The sequence below is a fragment of the Natronomonas aquatica genome (genome assembly GCF_024449025.1).
Lineage (GTDB): Archaea > Halobacteriota > Halobacteria > Halobacteriales > Haloarculaceae > Natronomonas > Natronomonas aquatica.
In genome coordinates this window covers 1-25,036 of the sequence record NZ_JAHLKM010000033.1, presented here as the reverse complement: position 1 = coordinate 25,036, position 25,036 = coordinate 1, and the positions used below count along the sequence as shown (strand labels likewise).

Genomic DNA, 25,036 nt, shown 5'->3' with positions numbered 1-25,036 from the left:
CGAGTCGCATGTCCGCGAAGGTCTCGAAGTCCGAGGTCTTCCGGACCTCGTCGTAGATGGTGTAATCGGGCCGGACCATGAGCAGCGAGTCGGCGGTGTTTTCCATCGAACCCGAGAGTTCGGTGTACTGGGTGATCTCGGGGCCGACCTGCAGGTCCCGGGGTTTCTCCATCGTCTTGACGGCATAGCCCGAGTCGTTGAGGAACTCCGCGACCGCCTGGGCGAACGTCGATTTGCCGGCGCCGGGCGCCCCGGAGATGAGCACCCCGCGCTGTCGCTCGGTGAACCGATCCCGGAGGGCGTCGGCCTTCTCGTAGTCGTCCAGATCGGTCTTGACGATCGGCCGGACCGCGGTCACCTCGATGCCGTCGGCGAAGGGCGGTTCGGCGACGGCGATCCGCATATCCCGGATCTGGACGATCGTCATCCCGGGATGGGAGAGTTCGACGAACCCGTCGGTCGCCGTCCGGGCGACGTTGAGAACGTTGTCGGCGATCGATCGCATCTCCGCCTCCGAGAGGGGGTCGGCGTCGATGCGCTCGTAGCGCATCTCGCCGATCGTGCCGCGTTTGGCCATCGGCCGAACGTCCGTCTTGAGGTGGACCGACATCGTCTCGTCGTCGAGGTACCGCTCTAACGTGAGTTCTGTCGTGTCGTCGGTCCGCGGTTCGATATACTCGACGGCGATGCCCTTCGCTTGTGCGACCTCGCTTTGGACGACGTCACTCGTCAGAAGCGTCGCGTCGTGTCGGTCCGCGAGATCACGGATGAGGGCGTCGATCTCGCCCTCGCCGGCGTCCCGTTTCTCGATCGCGTCGGGACGGCGACCGACGTACTCGAGTTCGATCCCGCCCTCGTCGGCGAGGTCGGCGAGCCGCTGGAGCTCCTCGAGGCCCTCCCAGCCGCTGTCGCGGCCGTCGTTGGCCTGCGCCTCGAGTTCCCCGACGACAGCCTCGGGGACGTAGACCGCGTCGACGTCGTCGGCCGCGACGCGTTCCGACACGCGGCCGTCGATGACCGCGCTCGTGTCCGGCAGAATATCCATACCGGACGGTCGGGTCCGAGGCGGTATAAATACCGTGATGGGGCCCGCTTCGAGCGGTAAGACACCGCGACAGACCCGGACGATAGCCTGAAACCGGCCGCCCGCCTCACCGGTAGCAAGGGCATGAACGCCGTCGAACTCGCCGAACGACTCGTCGGGATCCCGAGCCACGAGGACGAACGCGCCGCCGGCGACTACGTCGAGCAGTGGCTCGAGGAACGAACCGATGCGGCAATCGAGCGGGACGACGCCGGGAACGTGATCGCCCGGCGGAACGCCGGGGCCGACCGATCCGTGGCGCTCGTCGGACACCACGACGTCGTGCCGCCGGACGACCGGCAGACGGCGGACGGCGAGTACGTCCTCGAACGGCGCGGGGGGCGGCTGTACGGTCGCGGCACGGCCGACATGAAGGGCAGTCTCGCGGCCGCGATGGTCGCGTTCCGGAGAGCCGACGTACCCGGGGAAACCGAGGCCGTCTTCGCCTCCTTCGCCGGCGAGGAGGCCGGCGGCGTCGGCTGTCGGGCGGCCATCGATGCCGGCTTCGCGCCGGAGTACGCCGTCGTCGGCGAGGGCTCGACCGGCTACTCCGCCGCCGGCGTCACGGACGTGGCGATCGCCCACAAGGGTCGGCGTGGATCGACCGTGCTCGCTGAGGGAACCGCCGCCCACGCCAGCGAACCCGACGAGGGCGAGAACGCGATCTACCGGGCGACGGACGCGGTCGACATCGTCAGGGGACTGGACGCACCCGAAACGACGGTGCTGGGCCACGAAATCGAGGGGTCGATCGCCGTCACGGGGATCGACGGCGGGGACGCCTGGAACGCGATCCCCGAGCGGTGTACCGTCACCGTCGACGAACGCACCGTCCCCGGCGAACGGGCGCCGATAGAGCGCGTCGAGACCGTCGAAGGCGTTTCGGCGACCGTCGATCAGGACCTCCCGCCGATGGCCTGCGGGGACGCCGACTTCGCGGCGACGGTCCGGGCGGCCGCCGACGCCGCACAGGACGGCACCCCCGAGGCGATCGTCAAACCCCACGCCACGGACGCGGGTTGGCTCACGGCGCGGGCGGGGACGACCTGCGTCGTCTGTGGCGCCGCCGAACCCGGGGAGGCACACACCGCGACCGAGAGCGTCTCGGTCGGCGTCATCGAGCGCTGTCGTGGGATCTACCGGCGGGTTCTGGAAACGGTTTGAACCGACGGGGACCGCCCATCGACCGCACGCCGTCGGCCGTAGGTTCTTGATCAACCAACACCCACGGGGAGTATGGCGACCGATCAGGCCCCTCCGGAGGCCTACGACGAACTGCTCGATCAGTACCGGCGGGCGACGTATCTCGGGGACGCAAACGGCGTGTTGAACTGGGATCAGGAAGTGATGATGCCGGAAGGCGGGACGCCGGCGCGCTCGAAACAGCGCGGCGCGGTCTCGGCTCTCGCCCACGACCTGCTCGTCGACGACGACGTCGGGAGGTGGCTCGAGGAACTGTCCGGGGCGGAACTGTCGGACGAGGAATCCGCCGTCGTCCGGGAAATCCGCCGGCAGTACGAGCGGCAGGCGAAGGTCCCGACCGATCTCGTCGAAAAGATCAGCGAGGCCACCGCCGAGGCCCACCCCGTCTGGCGGGAGGCAAAGGAGAACGACGATTTCGGGGCCTTCGCGCCGACGCTGGAACGGCTCCTCGAGTTGAAACGCGAGTACGCCGCCCACATCGATCCCGACGCCGACCCCTACGCGGTGCTGTTCGCGGATTACGAACCCTACATCGACCTCGAGACGGCCGAGCGCGTCCTCGAACGGCTCCGTGAGGGGTTGGTCCCGCTCATCGACGCCGTCCGGGATTCGAACGCCGATCTCCACGCGGTCGAGGGGACCTTCCCCGAACCCGACCAGCACGAACTCGCACGCGAGGCGCTGGAAACTCTCGGATACGACTTCGATCGGGGGAGACTTGATATTGCCCCGCATCCCTTCTCTTCGGGAACGCAGTTCGACGCCCGGGTGACGACCCGCTTCGAGGAGTCCGAACCGCTCGATTCGCTGGGTTCGACGATCCACGAGTTCGGCCACGCCGCCTACACCCAGGGACTTCCCCGTGACGCCTACGGCTCGCCGCTCGGCGAGCACCGCGGGCTGACCGTCCACGAGTCCCAGTCGCGGCTCTTCGAGAATCACGTCGGCCGCAGCGAACCCTTCTGGGCGTTCTTCGTCCCGCGGTTCAACGACCGACACGGGACGGAGCTCACCCCCCGGGAGGCCTACGAGGCCGCAAACAGAGTCTACGAGGACAACCTCATCCGCGTCGAGGCCGACGAACTCACCTACCATCTCCACATCGTCTTGCGCTTCGAGATCGAGCGCGATTTGGTGGCCGGCGACCTCGAGGTCGCGGAGGTGCCGGCGGTCTGGAACGATCGGATGGCGGAGTACCTAGGCGTCCGCCCCGACACCGACCGCGAGGGGTGTCTACAGGACATCCACTGGAGCCACGGCTCGTTCGGGTACTTCCCGACGTACTCGCTGGGTAGCGTCCTCGCCGCCCAGCTGTACGCCGCCGCCGAATCGGAGATCGACGGCCTCGGTTCACAGATCCGATCGGGCGAGTTCGACGCCCTCCACGGGTGGCTCGACGAGTCGGTCCACCGTCACGGCTGCCGATACACCACTGACGATCTGATACGACGGGCGAGCGACGAGTCCCTGACCGCCGAGTACTTCCTCGAGTACGCCGAATCGAAGTTCGGCGATCTCTACGGGCTCGATCGATAGTTCTGCTAGTCGCCGGGCGTCGTCGGGCTTTTCTACGTCGGGCCCAACAGGCAGGTATGACTGCTGTCGAGGCGAAACGCGAGGCGGCGATCGAGGACCTTCGGAACTTCGACGGCGTCGTCGTCGCCTTCTCGGGCGGCGTCGACTCGTCGGTCGTCGCCGCGCTCGCGGCCGACGCGCTGGGCGATCGGGCCGTCGCCTGTACCGCCAGAAGCGAGACGCTCCCGGCCGCCGAACTCGAGGACGCAAAGCGGGTCGCAAGCGAGATCGGGATCGGACACGAGATCGTTTCGTTTTCCGAACTCGAGAGCGAGGCCTTCGTCGAAAACGACGAGGAGCGCTGTTATCACTGCCGGTCGATGCGGCTCGGGGAGATGTTCGAGGTGGCCCGACGGCTGGATATCGAGACGGTCTGTGACGGCACTAACGCCTCCGATCCGGGCGAGGGGCACCGTCCCGGCCTCCGTGCCGTCGAAGAGCTGAACGCCTACTCGCCGCTTTTGGAACACGGGATCACCAAACCCGAAGTCCGAGAAATCGCCCGCGAGTACGATCTCTCTGTCGCGGAGAAACCCTCGATGGCGTGTCTGTCCTCGCGGATCCCGACGGGGCTCGAAGTGACCGAGTCCCGACTGAGCCGGGTCGAACGCGCCGAGACGCTGCTCCGGACGTGGGGGTTCGAGCAGTTCCGCGTTCGCGACCACGACGGGCTGGCCCGCATCGAGGTCACCACCGACGAACTCGAACGGGCGCTCGATCCGGCGTTCGCCGCGGCCGCCCGGAAGCACCTGACCGACATCGGGTTCGACCACGTGACCCTCGATCTGGAGGGATACCGGACCGGCAGCGTCTCGCCGGCATCGGAGGCCGACGGATCGACGGGCGAAGTAGGGTCCGATACCGGGACCGAGGCCGAGACCGAGGCCGAAACCGGGACCGAAGGCATCCCCGAAACCGGTGAGGAACCGGCCGGGGACGATTGAGACCGTCGGCGACGTTCGGTCACTCCGCGATCGGCAGGCTGACGACGAAGACTGACCCCTCGGGATCGTTGTCCTCGACCCACACGTCGCCGCCGTAGCCGTCGACGAGCGACTGGACCAGGTACAGCCCGATGCCGGCGCCGGAACTCTCCAGTCCTTTCTCGCCTCTGCCGAAGATCTCCTCCTTTTGGGCGTCCGGGATCCCGGGGCCGTTGTCCGCGATGTAGATTTCGATCCGGTCGTCGGCCTCGGCCGTCGAGACGGTGACTTCCGGCGGCGTCTTGTCGTTGTGCTGGATCGCGTTCTGGAGCAGGTTCCGGAATATCGAACCGAGCATCTCGTTGCCGACGACGTCGACGTCGGGGATCGCCCCCTCGACGGTCACCACCGCTTCCGGATACCCGGATCGGAGCTCCTCGATCTGCTGGTCGAGGATGTTCGCCAGCGGGACCGAACCCTCCTCGGGATCGGCACCGAGGATGACTTCGAGAGGTCGCGGGCGGTCGTCGTCAGGTTCGTCGCGCTCTCGGTGTTCTCGTTGATAACCTCGAGGTACTGCCGGCCCCCTTCGTCGACGTGGTCCTCGAGCAGTTCCGCGTAGGCGCCGATCAACTGGAGATCGTTGCGGATGTCGTGCCGCATGACCTGATTGAGAAGCCGGAGATTGTCGCGCTGTTCCTCGGGGTGCTCTTCGGACGGTCGTTCGGACATGGTCGAGTGTTGACGTCGAGTAGTATATCAACCCCGTCCTGTTCGCCCGTCAAACCGTCGCCGAGCGGTCCGCTACCGGGACGCCTCGAGATCCCACCCGGTAGCGGTCTCCCGGTGAATCGTCACGTCCCCCTCGAGGCGGAACTCCGTCGCCGAGCAGTTCTCGGGATGGTGCGAACAGAGCGCGTCCGTCAACCCAAGCCCCTTGGCGTGGCCCAGAAGGATACACAGCGGCCCGCCGTGGGTGACGAGCAACACCGTCTCCCCGTCCGCCGCCGCGAGTTCCTCGAACCGCCCCGTGACGCGGGTATGGACGTCACGGAGGGATTCGCCGCCCTCGGGGACGGCGTCGGTCGCCCGGTAGCCCGACTCCCCCAGCCCGAACGCCGGGAAGCGATCCTCGACATCCGAATAGGAGAGGCCCTGATAGACGCCGAGGTTCCGTTCCCGCAGCGCCGGCTCGAAGGAGACGGGACGGTCGCCGATCGACTCGAGCAGCAGTTCGGTCGTCTGTTCGGTCCGCAACAGATCCGAGGAGACGACGCGATCGACGTCGTACTCCTCGGCCAGCCACGCGCCGGCGGCACGGGCCTGCTCGCGTCCCGTCTCGTTCAACGGGACGGGGGCCCACCCCTGCATCCGCTTGTGTCGGTTCCAGTCTGTCTCGCCGTGACGAACGGCGACGACACGCGTCATATCCGACGGTAGTTCCGGAACCGATATCAGGCTACCGGAAAACTGTTGAGGTCGCTGGCCGTCTTCGGTAGTAACCGGCGGGGCCAACCCGTCGGATACCCATGGAAGGCGAACGTGTACTCATCACCGGGGGCGCGGGATTCGTCGGCTCGAACGTCGCGAACCGCCTCGCCGGTGACAACGATGTCCTCGTCGTCGACGATCGATCGCTGGGAACACCCGAGAACCTCCGTCCGGCCGTCGAGTTCCACGAGCGGTCGGTCCTCGAGGCGGGGCTTCCGACCGACGTCGACGCGGTGTTTCACTTCGCGGCGCTGTCGTCGTACGCGATGCACGAGGCGGAACCGGGACGCGGCGCCAGAGTCAATATCGAGGGGTTCGTCAACGTCGTCGAGCAGGCCCGCCAGGACGGCTGTGAGACCGTCGTCTACGCCTCGACCTCGTCGGTCTACGGCGACCGGACGACCCCCTCGGCGGAGACGACGGCGGTAGAGGCGAAAAGCGGCTACGAGGCCTCGAAGCTGGCCCGCGAACGGTACGCCGAGTACTTCCGGAACCACCACGGGCTGTCGCTGGCCGGACTCCGGCTCTTTTCGGTGTACGGGGGATACGGCGGCGGCGAGAGCCACAAGGGCGAGTACGCGAACGTGATCGCCCAGTTCGCCGAGGCCATCGCGAACGACGAACCGCCGGTCCTGTACGGCGACGGCACCCAGACGCGGGACTTCGTCCACGTCTCGGACGTCGTCGACGCCGCGGTGCTGGCGGCGGAAGGCGGGCTCGATGGGCGCTACAACGTGGGAACCGGGGAGCGACGCTCGTTTGAGACGGTCGTCGAGGCGATCAACGGGGCGCTGGAAACGAGCGTCGACCCCGAGTACGTCGAGAACCCGATCCCCGAGTCGGTGTACGTCCATCACACCTGTGCCGACGCCTCGAAGCTCCGGGAGGCGACCGGCTGGGAGCCCGAAGTCGGGTTCGAGGAGGGGATCGAACGGGTCTGTGCGGCGTATCGGTAGCGACACCGGGGGAGTCTACCACGAGAGGACCCGGAACGGCACATCGGGAGTCTATCGCGACAGTACCCGGAACAGCGCCTCGCGGTCGACACGGTCGAGGAGCCGCTCTGCGAGCAGAACCGAGCCGACGCCGAGGGCGACCCCCGCCACGGTATCGGACAGGTAGTGGGTGCCGAGATAGATCCGCGAGACGGCGACGACGGCGGCGAGCGCGGCGGTCGTTTTGAACGGCAGCGTCCCGGACGATCTGGCCACCGTCGCGTAGGCCGTGACGGCGGCCGCATGGCCGGACGGGAACGACGTCGTCGGCGTTCCGGCGCCCTCGGTCAGACAGACCGGCTGAGCCGGGAACGGCCGCTGAACGGTCGCCATCAGGACCGCCACGACCGCCCCGGTGAGCGAGAGCGCGATCAGGGTGACCAGGAACTCCTCGCGCCACCCCGCCAGATAGAACAGCCCGACGAAGACGAGGCCGGCCGCCACTGAGCCGAGCCCGGTGACGGACGTCATCGCGTTCGTCAGGACCGGATGCCGTACCGCCAGGACCGCCTCGACCGTGAGCGCATCGAGCAGGAGGACGTACTCGATGAACGACTCGAGCAATTGTACCATGGTTCCCGGACAGTTTCCGTCGAGCGAACATATAGCCACCTCTCGCCGTCCTGCTCACCCCGACCGTGAGGAAGGCCGTCCGGGGAGCCGCCCGGCGACGAACGCGGCGACCAGCACGAGCCACAGGAGGATCTCGACATAAAACGACGGCGTACCCACATAGTACTGGAAGAACGCACCCGGCGGGATCCCGAGCGGGTCGGCGGATTCTGCGAGCGGCCACAGGAAGGCCAGCGTGTGGCCGGGGCGGCCGTTGATCACGACGTGGAACGCGTCGAGACAGAGATGCGACCCCCAGCCGACCGCGACGGCGACGCCGGGGCGGCCGTACAGCGCTATCAGGACGAAAAGCGGGGCGAGAAGTGCGCTGTGGCCGACCGAGTGGTACAGTTCGACGAAGCCGGACGCGCCGAGCGGCTTGTCGATGAGGTCCGGCAGCGCCGCGCCGACGACTAACCACGGCGTCGGCAGCCGCGAGGCGAGCCCGAGGGCGGCGGCCGCGGCCAGATGCGTCGGAAAGAGCATGTGTTGTGTCTCACAGTAGTCGTGAACGCACCTCAATAGTTGGTACGGCCGGGGAGCCGTCCACTGACGGCGAGGTAATCGCGGGCGAAGACGGCCAGCGAGGGCGCGAGGACGAACGGGGCGACGGTCAAAACGAGATCCGTCGGGGCTGCGGGGACGAGCGCCGCCGTGATGAACGCCATCTGGACGCCAGCGAGGTACTTGCCGAGGTCGCTGTCGGGGCGATCGAAGACGGGGCGGTCGCGGAACCGTCGCCAGCGGACGCCGGCGAGAAAGACGTAGCGGGCGGCCGAGAGCGAGAGATACCAGACCGGCAACAGCCCCCAAAGCACCGCCACCAGCGGGGCGGCGACGAACCCGAAGGTATCGAAGGCCGTATCCAGACGGGCTCCGAGGTCGGTCTCCCGGCCGAGGCTGCGGGCCACGGTCCCGTCGATTTTGTCGAGGGCGGCGCCGAAGCCGTAACACAGCGCCGGTACCCACGCGAGGGGTGTTCCGGCCGGGACGACGACGAAGCCGGCCACCACGGCGTAGAGCGCCCCCCGGAGCAGCGTCAGCGCGTTCGCCAGCCCGAACAGGCGGCGCCAGAACGCGCCGGGCACCCCGACGGCATCGAGGCTGTAACCGACGTACCAGAGCTGGCCCGCCCAGCAGAGCCCCGCGAGGACTGCCGGAGAGAGAGCCAACCACGCCGTCGGGGAAGCCGGGAGCAGTCCCCGGAGGAGGCCGATCAGGCCGAGCGCGGCCAGCGCCAGCAGGCCGACCCCGAGCCCGACGGCGACCGGCCGGTTACGCCGCGGTTCGGTCATCGTTGCTCCCGGCCCCGGGGGTGTCCCGGCGCGTCGGCGGTGTGGGCGGGGGCGGGACGTCGGTTCGGGCCGAGTCGGTCATTCGGAACACTTGCTTCGGGTACGGCGGCCAGTATTTAAACATCGGGCGAGGCGGCAAGACCCGTTTTCCGGCTACCGGAGCAACGCGAGGAGGACGACGACGAGGACGACCTGTGCGACCTTGTCGACGGCGCCGAGGGTCCCGACCTCGGCCGGGAACGACTTCGGCCCGGCCGCGAAGTTGACGTAGTACCAGACGACGATCTGGACGAGTGTAAAGGGGATCCCGGCGGCGTAGACCGCCCGGCGCCGGAAATCGAGGAGGACGAGCGCGATCGCACCCAGAAACCCCAGCCCGGCGAAGACGAAGCTGATGCTCATCGCCGAGGGGGAGAAGCTGATGCTCATGCGGATCCCCAACAGGAGGTGAATGCCGGCCGAGACCAGGGCCGCGAGGACGCCGACCCAGTGGAGGCTACCCAGCGATGCCGTATCGAATTCGAACCGCGGGGGTTCGCTCGTGGCCATACCGGACATATGCGACACTGTCCCATAGTTGTACTGCAAACGCGGGCGAACTACCGCTCGAAGTCCGGATCGCGGAGGGCGTCGATCCGGGAACACGCTGCCGGATCGAGCCGTTCGGCGGCCGCAGCCGGGTTCGAGACGATGTGGGTGGGCGTGGTACTGGAGGGGATCGGCACGACACCCCGGGTGACGTTCCACGCGACGACGACGCCGGCCGGGGAGAGACCGTACTCGTTTCCGATGGCCGCCAGGACGGGCTCTTCGAGCAAGCCGGGCGCAGAGAGCGGCGAGTGGGCGATGACCCGGATGCCGCGCTCGCGACAGAACGAGACGAGTTCGTGCCGTGGCCGATAGGGGTGGCGTTCGATCTGGACGATATCGGGTCGGACCGTCCCGGCCTCGAGGACCGTCTCCAGTTGTGCCCGCGAGACGTTACAGACACCGAGCGTGCGCGCCCAGCCGCGGTCGTGGACGGCTTCGAGGTTCCGCCAGGCCGTCGATAGCGGGACGTCCGCCGTCTCGAGGTCGCCGTCCTCGCCTTCCGGGAACGTCAACGCCTCCTGGCGCTCGATCGGCTTCTCGGCCAGCCGAGAGAGTTCGCCGCGGTGGGAAAGCGCCGTCGGCCAGTGCAGCGTATAGCAGTCGAAGGCGTCGACCCCCAGCTCGGAAAGACTGCCCGCACACGCCTCCAGGAGGTGCTCGCGGCGGTGGTTGGTTCGCCAGACCTTTCCCAGCAGAAAGACGGCCTCGCGGTCGGGCGCTCCGGGGGCCGAAAGCAGTTCGCCGATCCGGTGTTCGTTGCCGTACAGTTCGGCGCTATCGAGCAGCCGGTAGCCGGCGTCGAGGGCCGTCGCGATCGAGTCGGCCCGGTCGACGTACTCGCCGTCGCGGTAGCGCGAACAGCCGAACCCGACGGGCGGGAGCCGGAGCGACCGGCGGTCGGCCCCGGGCTCGTCGTGCTCCGCCGGCGTAACCACGGGGGCGGGGACGGGGTCGCTCGCCGCCCCGCGATCGGGAACGTCGATCGGGCCGCCCCCTTCGGCGGCCGTCTCGATCGCGTTACAGACGGCGACGACGTGGGCCCCCCGGCGGGCCGTCGTCCGCGAGGGTGTCCCGTCGGCGATCCCGTCGGCGAGCCGTTCGACGGCGTCGACGTACGCGAGGGGAGGAGACGGCGACTGCGGCGGGGCGTTCGTGTACCCGCGGCCGAGGCGGCCGAACCGGACGTCGTCGACGTCGGTCGCCATCGCGCCGGTCCCCTCCAGGTACAGCGACCCGTCGTCGCCGTGGAGCTCGAGCCCGTAGAACTCCCGGCTCCGGTGGGGCGCATAGAGGCTGGCCGTCAGCCGGACGGTCGGACCGGCGGCGAACGAAAGCGTCGCATCGACGTGGCTCGGCGCCGTCGGGCGTCTCGCCTCCCGGTCGGGCCAGACGTCGAGCGCGTCGGCGACCCGGACGCGTTCGACGGGGCCGAACCACGAAACGAGAAGCGTCAACGGGTAGACGGCGCCGTCGTACAGCGGGCCGATCTCGAGAAAGGAGTCGGGCCGTTCGTGCCAGTCGGTGACCCGACCGACGTGGGCGTGGGCGTACCCCAGCCGGACGGGGCCGAGCCGTCCGTCGGCGAGGAGCCGCCCCGCCCGGCGCTGGGAGGGGGCCGCCGGCGTCGTCGGGGCACACCCAAGCGCCAGCCCCCGTCGGCGGGCCATCGACAGGAGATCGGCGGCGACCGCCGAATCGAGCGCCAGCGGCTTCTGGGAGAAGACGTGCCGGTCGGCCGACAGCGCCGCCTCCGTCACCGGCGCGTGGGCGGCGTGGCTCGTCAGGTTCACCACGAGCGGGGCCGCGGTTTCCTCGAGAGCCGTCTCCAGGTCGGTGAAGCCGGGACAGCCGTGGTCCTCGGCCAGCGTCGCCGCCCGCGTTTCGTCCAGATCGCAGACGCCAGCCAGAGACAGGGAACTGTCGGACAGTTCGGCCGCGTACTCGGCCGCGATCGCCCCGGCGCCGACGAACAGACAGTTCACAGCGACAACAGGGCGGCCGGATATTTATTCCCTCGGCGGTGGCGTTTAGTCGACACGGCACGGACCGACTAACGTGACGGAACCGGGCATGGGTCGGCTCGGCACCGCCTACCTGCGGTGTCTCCAGGCGGTCGGCCGACGGATCGACTACGGGACGAACGCCTACGACCGCGGGTGGGACGTCCTCGTCGTGTTAGACGCCTGTCGGGCGGATCTGCTCCGGTCAGTCGCCGCCGACGCCGACGTCGGTTTTCTGGGGACCGTCGAAACTGTCCGGTCGGTCGGGAGTTCCTCCTCGGAGTGGCTCGAGAACACGTTCCTCGATCGCCCCGAGACCGCCCGGACGGTCATGGTCACCGGCAACACCTGGACCGACCGGTACCTCGAGGCCGACGCCTTCCATGCTCTCGATGAGGTCTGGAAGTACGCCTGGGACGAGGACCTCGGGACGGTGCCGCCGGGCGCGATCACCGACCGGGCGGTCGCGCTCGCGCGCGATCGGGACCCCGATCGGCTCGTCGTCCACTACATGCAGCCACACCACCCCTTCGTCTCGGACCCGATCGCGGGCGACGACGGGATGGCCCGAACCGGCAACCACAGCAACGCCGCGAACCCCTGGGTGTTGCTCCGGCGCGGCGAGATCACGCCAGATCGGGTCCGGGAAGCCTACCGGGCGAACCTCGAGTACGTCCTTCCGGACGTGGCGACGCTCGTCCGGAACGTCTCCGGACGCGTCGCGGTCACCGCCGACCACGGCAATCTCTTCGGGGAGTGGGGCCTCTACGGCCATCCGATGTGTACGCCGGTGCCGGCGCTGCTTTCGGTTCCGTGGGCGGAGACGACCGGCGGGGATCGTCGGGACTACACCCCGACGCTCGAGCCGCCGGAGCCGCTCCCGGTGGGGCGTGTCTACGGGACCGAAACCGACCGCGATCGGCTCGAGGCGCTGGGCTACCGATAGGGCAAGGTCGCCGTCGACCGCCGACGAACGAGGATCACAGGGCCGGTAGGCGTAGCTTTTAGTCTAGCAACGCGTACTTGTAAGGCGTGACCCACCAGGGGAAGAGTCGATACGCTCACACGCCCCGATCCGCCCAGCCGAGCGAACCCGCTCCGACGCCGGGACGGCGTGAGGGGCCATGACGGGCCGGGCGCTGTACTTCACCGGACCGGGATCCGTCGAAGTGCGTCCGAAACCGATCCCCGAGCCGGAACCCGGTGAGGTCCGGGTCCGGACGGAGCGATCGAGCGTCAGCCCGGGCACCGAACTGCTGGTCTACCGCGACGAGGTGCCCGCCGACCTGCCGATCGACGAGACGATCGACGCCCTCGACGAGACGTTCTCGTACCCGCTGCAGTACGGCTACGCCACCGTCGGGCGCGTGACGGCTCTCGGCGAGGGCGTCGACGATGAGTGGCTCGATCGCCGGGTGTTCGCGTTCAACCCCCACGAGAGCCACTTCCTCGCGGACCCCGGGACGCTCGTCCCGACGACGCTGTCGGACGAACGGGCCCTCCTGATCCCGAACGCCGAAACGGCGGTGAACCTCGTCATGGACGCCCGGCCACGGGTCGGCGCGCGCGTCGTGGTGTTCGGCCAGGGGCCGATCGGGCTGTTGACGACGGCGCTGCTCGCCGAGTTCCCGCTGGCGGATCTCGTCACGGTCGATCGCTACGAGTCCCGGCGGCGGCTCTCGGAGTCGTTCGGCGCCGACCGCGCCGTCGCGCCCGGAGACCTCGAGGAGGCGCTCGGAGCGGCCCCGGACATCGCGTTCGAACTCTCCGGGAACCCGGCGGCACTCGACGACGCGATCAGCGTCACGGGTTACGCCGGAACGGTCGTCGTCGGCTCGTGGTACGGCACCAAGGGCGTTTCGCTCGATCTCGGCGGGAGCTACCACCGGAGCCACATCCGGATCCGGAGCAGCCAGGTGAGCCGGATCGACTCCGACCACGCCGACCGGTGGGACAAGGCGCGCCGGCTCTCGTTCGTTCGGTCGTGGCTGGCCGAAAACGACCTCACGGCGCTTCTCACCCACGAGTTCGAGGTCGGACAGGCCGCCGAGGCCTACCGGCTGCTCGAGGAGCGACCGGACGGGGCGATCCAGATCGTCTTCACCTACGAGTGAGGCCGGATCACCCTCCAGATTTACGTGGCTGCCGCCCGTCGTCGGGAACGTGTACTCGACGACTGTGCTGACCGACTTCGTCGCACAGCACTACCTCACGGTGCCGGATCCGGGGCCCGAAGGGAAGCCCCACTCCCACCACTACGAGGTGGAACTGACGTTCCGCGGGCCAGAACTGAACGAGTACGACTACCTCGTCGACATCGACGACGCCGAGGCCGCACTCGCGTCGCTGGCGGATCGCTACCGCGACACGCTGCTCAACGACCACCCCGAGTTCGAGGGATACAACCCGAGCGTCGAACGCTTCGCCCGCGTCGTCTTCGAGCGTGTGACCGAAACGGTTACCGACGAGACCATCACGGAGCTGGCGGTGACCGTCCGGGAGGACGAAACGGCCGCCGCCGCCTACGACGCCCCGGTATGCGGGTCGGTCTGACCCTGTACGGGGACCTCGAGGGACGCTCCGGCGGGTTCCGCTACGATCGGAAACTCCTCGATGGGCTCCGGACGGCCGGCGATACAATCGAGGTGATCGAGTTGCCGTGGCGGCGGTACCCCCGTGGGTTGCTCGACAACGTCTCGCCGCGGTTTCGGGACCGGCTCGAGGTCGACGTCGACGTCATGCTACAGGACGAACTCGCCCACCCCTCCCTGCTCGGGACGAACCGACGCCTGCCGTACCCGATCGTGAGTATCGTCCACCACCTGCGTGCCAGCGAGTCGCGGCGGCTCTCGCCGCTGTACCGCACGCTGGAACGTCGGTACCTCGAAACGGTCGAGGGGGTGGTCTGCAACAGCACGGCGACCGAGTCGGTCGTCACCGGCCTCGGTGTGGACGCGACGGCGACCGTCGTCGCGCCGCCGGCCGGCGACCGGTTCGATCCTCCCATCGACGAGGAGGCGATCGAACGCCGGGCCCGGGAGGACCCGTTGCGGGTCGTCTTCGTCGGCAACCTCACGCCCCGGAAGGGACTGAAAACGCTGCTCGAGGGGCTTTCGACCGCCGAGACCGACGCCGAGTTGACGGTCGTCGGCCGGCCGGTCGACGGGGAGTACGCCGCCACGGTGCGACGGACGATCCGTCGGGACGGCCTCGCCGACCGCGTCCGGATGGCCGGCGAACTCTCCGACGACGAGTTGGCCGGGGCGCTCCGGGCGAGTCACCTCCTGGCGGTCCCGTCCCGCTATGAGGGGTTCGGTATCGTCTATCTCGAGGGGATGAGCTTCGGTCTCCCGGCGATCGCCTCGCGGGCCGGCGGCGCGACGGACGTCGTCACCGACGGCGAGACGGGCGTCCTCGTCGACCCCGGAGATCCGGCGGCGATCGCCCGGGCGCTGACGCGGCTCGACGGCGACCGCGATCGACTGGCGGAGATGGGGAAGGCGGCACGACGGCGGTACGAGTCCCACCCGGACTGGCGGGAGACGACCGCCCGCGTGCGTCGGTTACTCGAGGCCGTCGCCGCCCCGGAGGTTCGGACGTGACCGACGCCGACGGGTTCCGGCGCTACCTCCGGGCGAAACGGACCGTCGACGACCGCGCGATCGATCGGCGGCTCGTGGGAACGCTGCGGGATCGGTTACGGGACCGGGCGGCGGCCGGTGCCGGCCCGCTCGAAGTCCTCGAGGTCGGGGCGGGGATCGGGACGATGCTCGCCCGTCTCCTCGAGTGGGACGTGCTCCCGGACGGGGAGATCCGGTACGCCGCCGTCGACGTCGACCCCGACACCGTCGCCAGCGTGGCGCCGTACGTTCGGGAGTGGGCCGAAGAACGGGCGGTCTCGGTGTCGGGGCGGGATCCGATCGTCATCGAGACGGTCGACCGACGCATCGAACTCGAGACGGTCGCCGCGGAGGCGGTTTCCTACGCCGACCGGACGGCCGGCGAGTGGGACCTGCTCGTGGGGGCGGCGCTGCTCGATATCCTCGATCTCGGCGGGCTGGACCGGCTGCTCGGGGCGCTCTCGCCCGGCGGCTACTGTTACTTCCCGATCACGTTCGACGGGGCGACCCGGTTCCGGCCGACCCATCCGGCCGACCGGGAGATCGAGCGCCTGTATCACGCCCACATGGACGCGAAACCGGGGGGAAGCAGTCGGGCGGGTGGGGACGTTCTCGGTCGTCTCCGGGCGGCGGCGGACGTGCGGATCCTCGGGGTCGCCGGCTCCGATTGGGTCGTCCGACCGATCGAGGGGGCCTACCCCGCCGACGAGGCGTACTTCCTGCGGTATATCGTCGATACGATCGAAGTGGCCGTCGGCGAGATGACTGACGATACCGAAACGCTCGAAGCGTGGCTGACCGAACGCCGGGAGCAGGCCGACGCCGCCGAGTTGTGCTATCTCACTCACCAACTCGACGTGCTGGGGCGCGTCGATGAATGATACGGGGGAGCGAGTGCCGACGGACGGATCGGTGAGACGGGGGCGGGGGAACCGAATTACCGGCGGGTCCACCGCAACAGCAGCAGCGTCGCCTCGAAGAGCCCGATCATCGTCGCCGCGACGAGGATCGGAGCCATCCCGGTCGGGTCCGGGCTGAAGAGGAAGGCGATCCCGAGGAAGGCCCCCCAGAAGTACAGCCGTTTCGCGGCCAGCCACGCCCGGGTGGTCAGCCCCATCATGATCGCCAGCATGACGAAAAGCGGGATCTGAAAGACCGCGGCGAAAAGCCCCATCATCAACACGATGAGATCGAACGTCTCGGTCAGCCCGAAGGCGATGACGGCGGCGTCCTGGGAGTAGGTCAGAAAGTACGTGAAGATGGCGGGCAACACCAGAAAGTACGCAAAGAGCACGCCGAAGACGCCCAACACGAGGCTGGTCGGCACCGAGGCCAAGTAGTACCGCCGTTCGGTCGGATACAGCCCCGGACGCATGAACAGGTAGGTCTGATAAACGAAGACGGGAAGCCCGAGGACGAACCCCGCGAGCGTGGCGACCTTCAGGCGTGCGAGGATGAGCCCCAGCGGATGATACACCCGCGGGCGGGCGATGTCGCCGCCGGGGAGCACCGAGTACCACAGGAAGTTGATGATCCGCTCGCCGAACGGGAAGACGATCCCCGAGACGACCGCCACGACGACGAGGACGATCCCGAGCCGGTAGACCATCTCCTCGATGTGGTCCGCCAGCGGCATCTCCTCGTCGCTTTCGGGGCCGTCGCCGACGATCCCCTCGTCGGCGTCGTAGCCCCCGTCGGCGGTCTCTGCCATAGGGTCGGGTCCGACCTCGCCGATTGTAAGCCTTCTCTCTCCGGCGTGTCGGACGAGGGAGACCGGCGGGCCGTCAGCGGGACGGGGTCGGTTCGAACCCGGCGAGTGCGACCAGCCCTGATCCGACGAAGCCGATCACGCCCGCAAGCAGGAACGCCAGCGTGTACGTCCCCTGCAGGTCGTAAATAAGGCCGGCACCCCAGGGGGCGATCACGCCCGAAACCGCAAACGAAAGCGACACCAGCCCGAAGACCGCGTTGGGGTTCGCGCGGCCGAAAAGATCGGCAGTCAGCGGCGACAAAAGCGCTCCGTTGCCGCCGTAGGCGCTCCCGAAGACGACGGCGAAGACGAGGAGACCGACCATCGAATCGACGACGGGCAGCGCGAACGTCGCCACGGCCATGGTGGCCGAACACGCCACGAAGGTCCGGAACCGGCCGACGCGGTCCGAGAGCCACCCGACGACGATCCGTGCGAGCCCGGTGGTGACGCCCATGACTGCGAAGGCGATCACGCCGGCCCGTTCGCCGACGCCGAGGTCGGCCGCGTGGGCGACGAGGTGGACGAACACGACGAAGATCGTCGCGTAGACTCCGATCCACCCGACGAAGACGAGGGCGAACCGCCTCGAGGCGACGACGGCCCACAGCTCCTCGCGGTAGGTAGTCCGGTCGAACGGCGCCGCCTCGGTGTAGCCGTCCGGGAACTCCCCGGAGAGATCGACATCGGAACCGAGTCCGGCGGGGCTCTCCCGGATCAAGCGTGTGGCGACGACGAGGACGGCGGTCGCACAGACCGCGATGGAAAGCAGCGCCGGGCGCCACCCGAACCGCCCGATCAGCACCTCCGCCGCCGAGGGGACCGCGACCATCCCGACGCCGAGCCCGGAGGTCGCAAGCCCCGTGGCCAGCCCTCTCCGGCGCTCGAACCACCGGGGGACGGTCGCGTACGAGACGACGTAAACCGCGCTAAGGCCGATCGCCGTGACGATGCCGTAAGCGACCAGGAGTCCCGAAAACGACCGGACGAGGACGGTCAAAGCGACGCCCGACAGGAAGGCGGCCGCCCCGAACGCCAGCATGCGCCGGACGCCGTACCGATCGGCCGCGATCCCGAGAGCCGCCGCGGCGACGTAGATGACACCCGTCTGGAGCGAGAAGATCAGCGACACGCCGGACCGGGCGAGCTCGAGGTCCCGCTGGATCGGGGTCAGAAAGACGCCGAAGGAGTAGGAGACGCCGAACATCACGAGGATGCCGAGGAAGCACCCGGAGGCGACGGACCAGCCGGTATAAAGAGAGCCGGTACGCATCGTTCGATGCCGCTCCGGGGAGTTACAAAAGGATATCGGAGCGGAGCGTCCGTCGAACCCCCGGGCGGTCCGAAGCGAGAGCGGGGACGAACGGAAAAGGTTGATAACTGCGAGCAGATTAGCTCCCGTCGTGTCCAGCGCCGTAGACGACGATGTCGCCCGGACGGTCGCGAACGGACGCGCCCAGCTCGGTGTGTTACTTCGGGCCGCACAGAAACATCTCCAGAAGGTATTCATCGTCTTTTTGATCGGGTTTCTCGGCGTCTTCACCGCCCTCAGACTCTACGTCTGGGACATTCTCAAGCGGGACTTGAACGCCCACCCGGACATCGTCGTCGTCGCGATCACCCCCTTCGAGGTCATCCTCCTGCAGGCGAAGATCGGCCTCGTGGCCGGGCTCATCATCATGACGCCGGCGCTTCTGTACTTCGGCCGGGATTCGCTGAAAAAGCGCGGCCGCTGGCCCGAGAACATCCCCCGATGGAAGGGGGCCACGTTCGGGCTCATCAGCGCCGGCCTGTTCGTCGGCGGGATCGCCTACGCGTATCATCTGTTTTTCCCCATCATGTTCGCGTTCCTCGCGGACAACGCGGTCGGGGCGGGCTTTCAGCCCACCTACTCGATCTCGATGTGGGCGCAGTTCATCTTCCTGCTGTCGCTTTCCTTCGGGCTGGCGGCCCAGCTGCCGCTTTTGATGAGTACGCTGTCGTATACCGGGATCGTCCCCTACGAGACCTTCCGCGACAAGTGGCGGTACGCCGTCGTCGGCATCTTCGTCTTCGGCGCGCTGTTCTCGCCGCCGGACCCGTTCACCCAGATCATGTGGGCGGTCCCGCTTGTCACGCTGTATGGGGCCTCGCTGTACATCGCGAAGATCGTCGTCACGACGAAGCGCTCGCGGGACTCCATCGACCTGTGGGGGACCGCCCGGGAGCGCTGGAACGTCCTCGGAGGGTTGTACTTGCTCGGCCTCGGCATCGTCTACACCTTCTATACGTACGGCGGCTACACCGCCGTCAACGACGTCCTCGCCGCCGCGGGTTCGCGGTACCGGTTCATCGATGCCGGCGTCGGCTACGGGATCTCCGAACCGGCCTACATCGCCGCCGTCGGCTCGATCTACGGCGGCGCGTTCGCGCTCGTCGGCTTCGCCTACTACGTCTACGACGGCCTGGAGGCGCTCGATTCCGATCCCCGGGCCGGTCCCGATCCCGAGGAGATCGACGTCTCGGCCCTCAACACCGAGGAGATCAGGACTGCGCCGGAGGCGGTCTTCGCCGGGATGGACGAAGAGGAGGCGCTCGCCATCGCCGGCGGCGCGATGGAGTCCGACCCGAACCGCGCACAGGCGATCCTCGATCGGTTCGACGAGGCACAGGCCGGCGCCGACGCCGACGGGGCGACGGAAGGAGCGGCGGGTAGCGAAGCGGGACCGGCGGGCGGCCCCGCACCCGGATCGAACACCGCCGCCGCGCCGGCACCCACGGCCGGGGACGGTCCCGACGGAGGCGGCACTCTCGCCGCACGCGGGGCAGGGTTCCTCGACGCGTTCAGCGACGACGACGTCTCGGAGGACGATATCGGCGGGTACGCCTACGACATCACGTTCGTCCTCGACAGTGTCACCTCGAAGTCGTTCAGGCTGGTCGGGCTGTTCGCGGCCGTCATGGCCGTGACGTTCGTCGTCCTCTATCAGGGGGGGATCGGCCGGCTCCACGAGCAGTTCGTCGCCGGGATGCCCGCCCAGTTCACCGCCGAGCAGGTGTCGATCGTCACGCTGCACCCCGTCGAGGCGCTCATCTTCATGATCAAGGTCTCGGTGATCTTCGGGCTCGCGGCCGTGGTGCCGTTGCTGCTTTACTACGCGTGGCCGGCGCTGAGAGAGCGCGGGATCGCCCGCGGGGACCGTCGCATCCTCCTGGTGTGGGGTGGAAGCCTGCTTTCGTCGATGGCGCTCGGGAGCTTCTTCGGCTTTCTGTACGTCGCGCCGGCCGCCATCTCGTGGCTCGCGACGGACGTGCTACAGGCCGAGATGGTCATCGCCTACCGGATCAGCAACTACGGATGGATGGTCTTCTTTCTCACCGTCGGGATCGGCCTGCTCGTGATGGTCCCGGTCTCGATGTTCCTGTTTCACCGCGGCGGGATCGTCCCCTACGGCACGATGCGGGGGCGGTGGCGGGAGTTCGCCATCGCCGTGCTCGCGATCGGGGCGTTCGCCTCACCACGGGGCGTGTTCACGATGTTCCTGCTTGGACTTCCGGTGATCGCCGCCTACGCCGTCGGGCTCGGGCTGCTCTGGCTGTACACCCTCGGTGGCCGACGCGGGGTCGGGCGGGCCGATCCAGCCGATTGAGTCGGGTCCTCTAAAGTGTGGGCTGTCGACAGCTCAGAGGGTGTGTTCGGGGCAAAGGGGATTTCAGGGGTGGTCGCGACGAAGCCGACATGGAACGAAGACGGATCTCTTCGGGAACGGAGTGGGAGTCACAGGTCGGGTACTCGCGGGCGGTCCGTTCGGGCTCGCACGTTCACGTCTCCGGGACGACGGCGACCGACGAGGCGGGACGCGTCGTCGGGGAGGGTGACCCGTACGAACAGACCCGACAGGCACTGGCCAACATCGAAAGCGCCCTACTGGAGGCGGACGCATCGCTCGAGGACGTGGTCAGAACGAGGATCTACGTGACGGATATCGAGGCGTGGGACACGATCGGTGCGGCCCACGCCGACGTGTTCGACGGTATCCGACCGGCAACAAGCATGGTCGAGGTGAACCGCCTCGTCGCCCCCGAACTGCTGGTCGAGATCGAGGCGGTCGCGCTCGTCGAGGAAGGAGGCTGACGGACGACAGTCCCAAAGCCGTTTTATCGATCACCGACGAACCCCAAGCTATGACGCGAGAGGAACTCAGAAACGCCGCCGACTCGCTCAGAACGGCAGCCGACGCCGCAGGAGCCGAGGCACGCGAACGGCTCGAAGCCCAGGCCGGAAAGCTCGATGACCACGCCGAGGCCGACCGCGGGCCGGACCACGGACGGCTCGCACATTACGAACACGTGCTGTCGGAGATAGCCGACGAGGAACCGGACGCCGCAGACCGAATCGAGACGGCGCTCGATTCGATCCGAGCCTACCGGGAGACCGTCGAGGGTGTTTGAGCCTCCCTCCGATACCCCAAACCGGGCGTGTCGACGGTACGCCGCGGCCGGGGTGACACCGTTTCGGCAGGTGTACTCGTTCGCCCCACCGGGATCTAAAAGCCCGAGGGGTGGAGCCGTTTCCGTGTCGAGTTTCGGCGGAACTAGACATACTTTTCAGCGACAGCGGCTAATGGCTACCAACGGGAATTGAATGGATTACCAAAGGCTGATAGACCGCATCGACGACGCCATCGTCAATCGATCCAAGACAGTTATTGTCGCGTTTCTGCTCGTGACGGTCCTCTTCGTCGGCGGTCTCGGGTCTATCACGACCGAGAGCGGCCAAGAGCAGTTCATCGAGGACCTGCCCTCCTTCCAAGCCGTTGAGGAGATCGAAGAGGATTTCAGTCCCACGTTCACCGAGGAAACGACGAGCACGACGCTCGTACAGGAATCGAACAACGTACTGGCGAAACCCGCGTTGATCGACATGCTGAAAACGCGCCAGCGGATCCTCACTACGGGGGAACTCCGGGCAGATTCGGTGTCGACGCCGGCGGAAACCGTCGCTACCAAACTCGATCCGTCAGCGACGACTCCCGAGGAGCATCTCCGGGCTGTCGAACGGGCAACGCCGACGGAGATCGATGCGGCCGTCCGTGAGGCCGCCGACGAGGAAGCTAGCTTTACCAACCGAGTGAGCGACGATTTCAACCGACGAACCGCATCCGCCTCGGCGATCCGCGGTACGGTCACCCACATCGCCGGGCCCGGCGAGGAACCGTCCGGCGGGCCGGGCGGCGGCGTGGATTTCCCGCCCGATCGTGTCGATCGAATCAACAGCATCGCCCACGACGAGGGCTCCAACATCTGGGTGCAGGGCACGCCGCCGGACACCACCGGGACGACCACCGGTCTCGTGTTGCCGGCCGCACTTCTTCTCATCGTTATCTTCCTGGCAGTTGCCTATCGCGATCCGGTTGATATCGGTATCGGGCTGTTGGCAATCGTAATGACGCTGGTCTGGACGTTCGGCTTCATCGGACTGGTCGGCATCCCCTTCGCCGTCCTGTTGATCGCCGTCCCGCCGATTCTCATCGCCATCGGTATCGACTTCGGGATCCACTCGATCAATCGCTACCGCGAAGAGCGGGTTCGTGGGCTGGGGATCACCGACGCGATGGTCCGGACCACCGATCAGATGACTGTCGCCTTCGCCATCGTCGCCGGCACGTCCGCGATCGGCTTTCTTTCGAACACCGCGAGCGCGTTTCCGCCGACACGCGATTTCGGCATCGTCGCCGCCTCAGGCATCGTGTTTACGTTCCTCATTTTCGGCGTCTTCGTCCCGGCGACGAAGATCACCGTCGACCGCGCCCGCGAACGCTATCCGATCCCGACGGTAAGCAACACGCCGCTGGGGTCGGAATCATCACCACTGGGGCAGCTACTATCGGTGGGTGTCACCGTCTCAAAACGCGGGCCGCTGGTCTTTCTCGTTCTCGTTGCCGTCGCCACCGGCGGTGCTGGTATGTACGCGACCGGCGTGGACACCGGTTTCAGTCCGGACGACTTCCAGCCCTCCGAGGAAACGCCGGCGTACCTCCAGTCGTTACCCGAGCCGATCAGACCGCCCGAGGGGTTCGAGTACGTCCGCATCAACAACTATCTCGACGAGAACTTCCAGCAGGACGATCAGGTGTTGATGTACATCGAGGGGCCGATGACCGAAGACAGCGCGCTCGAAGAGATACACCGGGCCGGCCGTTCGCCGCCCCCGACGTTCCGGACCGACCGTCGGCAGGCCGAATCCCAGAGTATCATCACGCAGCTCCAGTCCCGCGCAGAACGGGACCCCGAGTTCCGCGCACTCGTCGACCGGCACGACGTCGACGGCGACGGGATTCCCGATCGCAATCTCCCGCAAGTATACGATGCGCTTGCCGAACCAGCCGACAGCGACCTCAGCAACGTCCTCGGCGAGGAACGTGGGAGTGCACAGGTGATCTACACGGTTGACGGCGAGGCCGACGATGAGGTCGTCACAGAGGACGCCTACGAGGTCGCCGATCGGTTCCGAGCGGAGGCCCAGCCGACCGGGAGCGTCATCATTTTCGAGGAAGCGTTATCACTGGTGCTCGACTCCGTGATCGATACGCTCGTTCTGACACTCATCGGTGCCTCCGGGTTCCTCGTGTTCGCCTACTGGGTCCTCGAAGGACGTCCCTCTCTCGCGCTCGTCAACATCGTCCCGATCGTCGTCACGGTCGTCGCACTGGTCGCGTCGATGCGGGCCCTCGGGATCGCGTTCAACGCGATCAACGGGACAATTCTCGCCATCGCTATCGGGATCGGCATCGACTACGCGGTGCACGTCGTCCATCGGTTTATCGACGAGTACCACGAGCGCGATCTCTACCCCGCGCTTCAGCGGACCGTCGTCGGGACCGGTGGCGCGCTGACCGGGAGCATGCTGACGACCGTCTTCGGGATCGGCGTGTTGGTTCTCGCGCTCAATCCCGCACTCGGCGTCTTCGGGTCGCTCATCTCTTTGAGCGTGTTGTACGCCTACCTCTCGTCGGTGTTCCTGCTCCCGTCGGTGATCGTCCTCTGGGAACGGCTCGCTACCGACGAGGGGACGCCGTTACCGCTCGTCGACGCCCTGATCGGAGCGGTTACACGACGGCGGCCGTCGGCCGCCGGCGAGTGAGACGCCCGGCCCTCGGTCGGAGCGTGGTCGGGACCTACCGGCGGCCGCCCTCGAAGGCGTCGATGTGTTCGTTGTCGTGGGTGACGAACACGTCGGCATCGAGGCGGCGAGCGCGGGCCTTGATGTCCCGCAACGACGCGAGCGACTGGCTGAGATCCCAGTTGAACGAGGCGAGGTGCTCCCGGTCGTAGCCGTCCTGCCGGTGGGCGACGTCGGCCCCGAGGATGACCGTTCCGGATTCGGGGAGATTGACGATGACCGACTGGTGGCCGGGGGTGTGGCCCGGTGTCGGGACAGTCCGGACGCTTCCGTCGCCGAAGACGTCGTACTCGCCGTCCAGGGGCGTCACGTCGTACGCGGCCGACCGGAGCATGTCGAAATCGCCTTCCAGGTAGAACACCTCCTGGACCGGCACCGGCCAGTGGGCGTAGCGCAGTTCCCGCTGTTGGACGAGGAACTCCGCGTCGGGGAAGGTGTCGATGTGTCCGGCGTGATCCGAGTGAAGGTGCGTCATAACGACGTAGTCCACCTCCTCGGGCGCGTAGCCGGCGTCCTCGAGGTGCGCCCGCGGGTGGGTTTCCGGGCCGTACTCGATCGCCGGCAGGAAGGCTTCCGTCAACCGCCTCGGGGTCAAGCTCCGAGGCTTGTCAGTGGACTCCCGCTCTATCCGAGCAACTCGGAAGGCGTATAATCGCCATTCGCATTCAACGTCCCTGACTTGAGGGCCAGTTGACTGGTGGCCCGTCCAGTACCAGACTTGAGCCAGTGCTGGAC

23 protein-coding genes and 1 pseudogene are annotated in these 25,036 nt (G+C 67.7%); 13 read left to right on the top strand and 11 right to left on the bottom strand.

What is annotated here, in order from left to right; genetic code table 11:
- The coding region (locus tag KM295_RS14900) for a PIN domain-containing protein (RefSeq protein WP_256030795.1) at positions 1-1,045 on the bottom strand (1,045 nt) is incomplete at its 3' end.
- 123 nt (positions 1,046-1,168) lie between these two features.
- Here KM295_RS14900 and KM295_RS14895 point away from each other — a divergent pair.
- The 3 genes from KM295_RS14895 (at position 1,169) to larE (ending at position 4,806) form a co-directional block, all read left to right on the top strand.
- Positions 1,169-2,248, top strand: coding sequence for a M20 family metallopeptidase (locus KM295_RS14895; RefSeq protein WP_256030794.1), 1,080 nt, complete (start codon positions 1,169-1,171; stop codon positions 2,246-2,248).
- 72 nt (positions 2,249-2,320) lie between these two features.
- On the top strand, positions 2,321-3,823 hold the full coding sequence (locus tag KM295_RS14890) for a carboxypeptidase M32 (protein ID WP_256030793.1): 1,503 nt from the start codon (positions 2,321-2,323) through the stop codon (positions 3,821-3,823).
- Positions 3,824-3,879: 56 nt separating this feature from the next.
- On the top strand, positions 3,880-4,806 hold the full coding sequence (larE, locus tag KM295_RS14885; protein WP_256030792.1) for an ATP-dependent sacrificial sulfur transferase LarE: 927 nt from the start codon (positions 3,880-3,882) through the stop codon (positions 4,804-4,806).
- 19 nt (positions 4,807-4,825) lie between these two features.
- On the opposite strand, the pseudogene KM295_RS17170 reads toward larE, so the two are convergent.
- Together KM295_RS17170 and KM295_RS14870 are read right to left on the bottom strand one after the other, a co-directional pair.
- Positions 4,826-5,517, bottom strand: a pseudogene (locus tag KM295_RS17170) (sensor histidine kinase).
- 72 nt (positions 5,518-5,589) lie between these two features.
- Entirely contained in the window at positions 5,590-6,213 is a 624-nt protein-coding gene (locus KM295_RS14870; protein WP_256030789.1) for a histidine phosphatase family protein, read from the bottom strand.
- A 101-nt stretch (positions 6,214-6,314) separates the two neighbouring features.
- Here KM295_RS14870 and KM295_RS14865 point away from each other — a divergent pair, with 101 nt between their 5' ends.
- A complete protein-coding gene (locus KM295_RS14865; RefSeq protein WP_256030788.1) occupies positions 6,315-7,232 on the top strand; it encodes an NAD-dependent epimerase/dehydratase family protein in 918 nt (305 codons plus the stop codon).
- A 51-nt stretch (positions 7,233-7,283) separates the two neighbouring features.
- Here the strand turns inward: KM295_RS14865 and KM295_RS14860 are convergent, their stop codons facing one another.
- The 5 genes from KM295_RS14860 to KM295_RS14840 all read right to left on the bottom strand — a co-directional run bounded on the left by KM295_RS14860 (position 7,284) and on the right by KM295_RS14840 (position 11,751).
- Entirely contained in the window at positions 7,284-7,844 is a 561-nt protein-coding gene (locus tag KM295_RS14860) for a phosphatase PAP2 family protein (protein ID WP_256030787.1), read from the bottom strand.
- Between the two features lie 54 nt (positions 7,845-7,898).
- Positions 7,899-8,369, bottom strand: coding sequence for a metal-dependent hydrolase (locus KM295_RS14855; RefSeq protein ID WP_256030786.1), 471 nt, complete (start codon positions 8,367-8,369; stop codon positions 7,899-7,901).
- A 32-nt stretch (positions 8,370-8,401) separates the two neighbouring features.
- The gene (locus tag KM295_RS14850) at positions 8,402-9,178 is read right to left on the bottom strand and encodes a CDP-alcohol phosphatidyltransferase family protein (protein ID WP_256030785.1); all 777 of its coding nucleotides are present in this window, start codon (positions 9,176-9,178) and stop codon (positions 8,402-8,404) included.
- A 153-nt stretch (positions 9,179-9,331) separates the two neighbouring features.
- Positions 9,332-9,727, bottom strand: coding sequence for a DUF7475 family protein (locus tag KM295_RS14845; protein WP_256030784.1), 396 nt, complete (start codon positions 9,725-9,727; stop codon positions 9,332-9,334).
- A 50-nt stretch (positions 9,728-9,777) separates the two neighbouring features.
- A complete protein-coding gene (locus KM295_RS14840; RefSeq protein WP_256030783.1) occupies positions 9,778-11,751 on the bottom strand; it encodes an aldo/keto reductase in 1,974 nt (657 codons plus the stop codon).
- 88 nt (positions 11,752-11,839) lie between these two features.
- Here KM295_RS14840 and KM295_RS14835 point away from each other — a divergent pair, with 88 nt between their 5' ends.
- The 5 genes from KM295_RS14835 (at position 11,840) to KM295_RS14815 (ending at position 16,270) form a co-directional block, all read left to right on the top strand.
- A complete protein-coding gene (locus tag KM295_RS14835; RefSeq protein ID WP_272494430.1) occupies positions 11,840-12,715 on the top strand; it encodes an alkaline phosphatase family protein in 876 nt (291 codons plus the stop codon).
- Between the two features lie 178 nt (positions 12,716-12,893).
- A complete protein-coding gene (locus KM295_RS14830) occupies positions 12,894-13,883 on the top strand; it encodes a zinc-binding dehydrogenase (RefSeq protein ID WP_256030781.1) in 990 nt (329 codons plus the stop codon).
- Positions 13,884-13,932: 49 nt separating this feature from the next.
- Positions 13,933-14,322: a 6-pyruvoyl trahydropterin synthase family protein gene (locus KM295_RS14825; RefSeq protein ID WP_256030779.1), complete on the top strand. Its 390-nt coding sequence runs from the start codon at positions 13,933-13,935 to the stop codon at positions 14,320-14,322.
- Positions 14,307-15,371: a glycosyltransferase family 4 protein gene (locus KM295_RS14820; RefSeq protein WP_256030778.1), complete on the top strand. Its 1,065-nt coding sequence runs from the start codon at positions 14,307-14,309 to the stop codon at positions 15,369-15,371. Before KM295_RS14825 ends, KM295_RS14820 begins: the two co-directional genes overlap by 16 nt.
- On the top strand, positions 15,368-16,270 hold the full coding sequence (locus tag KM295_RS14815; protein ID WP_256030777.1) for a hypothetical protein: 903 nt from the start codon (positions 15,368-15,370) through the stop codon (positions 16,268-16,270). Before KM295_RS14820 ends, KM295_RS14815 begins: the two co-directional genes overlap by 4 nt.
- A 56-nt stretch (positions 16,271-16,326) precedes the next feature.
- Here the strand turns inward: KM295_RS14815 and tatC are convergent, their stop codons facing one another.
- Entirely contained in the window at positions 16,327-17,100 is a 774-nt protein-coding gene (tatC, locus tag KM295_RS14810; RefSeq protein ID WP_256030776.1) for a twin-arginine translocase subunit TatC, read from the bottom strand.
- Positions 17,101-17,173: 73 nt separating this feature from the next.
- Complete coding sequence (locus tag KM295_RS14805; RefSeq protein WP_256030774.1) at positions 17,174-18,412, bottom strand: MFS transporter; 1,239 nt, start codon at positions 18,410-18,412, stop codon at positions 17,174-17,176.
- 130 nt (positions 18,413-18,542) lie between these two features.
- Between KM295_RS14805 and KM295_RS14800 the strand changes: the two genes are divergently transcribed.
- The 4 genes from KM295_RS14800 to KM295_RS14785 all read left to right on the top strand — a co-directional run bounded on the left by KM295_RS14800 (position 18,543) and on the right by KM295_RS14785 (position 24,262).
- Positions 18,543-20,768 carry a twin-arginine translocase subunit TatC gene (locus KM295_RS14800; RefSeq protein ID WP_256030773.1) on the top strand — a complete coding sequence of 742 codons (2,226 nt, stop codon included), beginning with the start codon at positions 18,543-18,545 and terminating at the stop codon, positions 20,766-20,768.
- 89 nt (positions 20,769-20,857) lie between these two features.
- Positions 20,858-21,253, top strand: a complete 396-nt coding sequence (locus KM295_RS14795; protein ID WP_256030771.1) for a RidA family protein — start codon at positions 20,858-20,860, stop codon at positions 21,251-21,253.
- Between the two features lie 50 nt (positions 21,254-21,303).
- A complete protein-coding gene (locus KM295_RS14790; RefSeq protein WP_256030770.1) occupies positions 21,304-21,570 on the top strand; it encodes a DUF7553 family protein in 267 nt (88 codons plus the stop codon).
- Positions 21,571-21,763: 193 nt separating this feature from the next.
- A complete protein-coding gene (locus KM295_RS14785; protein ID WP_256030769.1) occupies positions 21,764-24,262 on the top strand; it encodes an efflux RND transporter permease subunit in 2,499 nt (832 codons plus the stop codon).
- Positions 24,263-24,296: 34 nt separating this feature from the next.
- On the opposite strand, the gene KM295_RS14780 is transcribed toward KM295_RS14785, so the two are convergent.
- Positions 24,297-24,881, bottom strand: coding sequence for an N-acyl homoserine lactonase family protein (locus KM295_RS14780; protein ID WP_256030768.1), 585 nt, complete (start codon positions 24,879-24,881; stop codon positions 24,297-24,299).
- Between the last annotated feature and the right edge of the window lie 155 nt (positions 24,882-25,036).

What these genes read in the sequence shown, in the direction of transcription:
- larE (WP_256030792.1), top strand. Translation starts at nt 3,880, where the DNA reads ATGACTGCTGTCGAGGCGAAACGCGAGGCGGCGATCGAGGACCTTCGG.
- KM295_RS14865 (WP_256030788.1), top strand. Translation starts at nt 6,315, where the DNA reads ATGGAAGGCGAACGTGTACTCATCACCGGGGGCGCGGGATTCGTCGGC.
- KM295_RS14795 (WP_256030771.1), top strand. Translation starts at nt 20,858, where the DNA reads ATGGAACGAAGACGGATCTCTTCGGGAACGGAGTGGGAGTCACAGGTC.
- KM295_RS14860 (WP_256030787.1), bottom strand. Translation starts at nt 7,844, where the DNA reads ATGGTACAATTGCTCGAGTCGTTCATCGAGTACGTCCTCCTGCTCGAT.
- KM295_RS14850 (WP_256030785.1), bottom strand. Translation starts at nt 9,178, where the DNA reads ATGACCGAACCGCGGCGTAACCGGCCGGTCGCCGTCGGGCTCGGGGTC.
- KM295_RS14820 (WP_256030778.1), top strand. Translation starts at nt 14,307, where the DNA reads ATGCGGGTCGGTCTGACCCTGTACGGGGACCTCGAGGGACGCTCCGGC.
- KM295_RS14845 (WP_256030784.1), bottom strand. Translation starts at nt 9,727, where the DNA reads ATGGCCACGAGCGAACCCCCGCGGTTCGAATTCGATACGGCATCGCTG.
- KM295_RS14785 (WP_256030769.1), top strand. Translation starts at nt 21,764, where the DNA reads ATGGATTACCAAAGGCTGATAGACCGCATCGACGACGCCATCGTCAAT.
- KM295_RS14835 (WP_272494430.1), top strand. Translation starts at nt 11,840, where the DNA reads ATGGGTCGGCTCGGCACCGCCTACCTGCGGTGTCTCCAGGCGGTCGGC.
- KM295_RS14855 (WP_256030786.1), bottom strand. Translation starts at nt 8,369, where the DNA reads ATGCTCTTTCCGACGCATCTGGCCGCGGCCGCCGCCCTCGGGCTCGCC.
- KM295_RS14790 (WP_256030770.1), top strand. Translation starts at nt 21,304, where the DNA reads ATGACGCGAGAGGAACTCAGAAACGCCGCCGACTCGCTCAGAACGGCA.
- tatC (WP_256030776.1), bottom strand. Translation starts at nt 17,100, where the DNA reads ATGGCAGAGACCGCCGACGGGGGCTACGACGCCGACGAGGGGATCGTC.
- KM295_RS14870 (WP_256030789.1), bottom strand. Translation starts at nt 6,213, where the DNA reads ATGACGCGTGTCGTCGCCGTTCGTCACGGCGAGACAGACTGGAACCGA.
- KM295_RS14805 (WP_256030774.1), bottom strand. Translation starts at nt 18,412, where the DNA reads ATGCGTACCGGCTCTCTTTATACCGGCTGGTCCGTCGCCTCCGGGTGC.
- KM295_RS14890 (WP_256030793.1), top strand. Translation starts at nt 2,321, where the DNA reads ATGGCGACCGATCAGGCCCCTCCGGAGGCCTACGACGAACTGCTCGAT.
- KM295_RS14895 (WP_256030794.1), top strand. Translation starts at nt 1,169, where the DNA reads ATGAACGCCGTCGAACTCGCCGAACGACTCGTCGGGATCCCGAGCCAC.
- KM295_RS14830 (WP_256030781.1), top strand. Translation starts at nt 12,894, where the DNA reads ATGACGGGCCGGGCGCTGTACTTCACCGGACCGGGATCCGTCGAAGTG.